At 41.3% G+C, this 242-nt stretch carries 1 protein-coding gene; it reads right to left on the bottom strand.

Annotated elements, in window-relative coordinates:
• Window positions 1–242: hypothetical protein (locus SB679_RS25975; protein WP_410705271.1), on the bottom strand; the 242-nt coding region annotated here is incomplete at both ends.

Here is a 242-nt window from a genome sequence, read left to right as displayed (position 1 = left end):
GGACCATTACCCATAGAAGACCAGTATTGAATCTCGGGATTGATAATATTCGTCTCCTGCTGGAGATAAGCCAGGTATTCGGGATCACTATAATTAAAATACCTATCACCGTACTCCAGATTATATTCCGTAACCCCTCCTGTTGGAGAAATCACTCTTTTAAGGGTTCCTAATCCGGAAGGCTGGCTGTAGATAAACCGGTGTTTCTCTATCAGATTTCCGTTTCTGTCATTCTTAAATAC

The organism is Chryseobacterium sp. SIMBA_029 (genome assembly GCF_046535275.1).
GTDB lineage: Bacteria > Bacteroidota > Bacteroidia > Flavobacteriales > Weeksellaceae > Chryseobacterium.
This window is presented reverse-complemented; position numbering and strand designations above follow the sequence as displayed.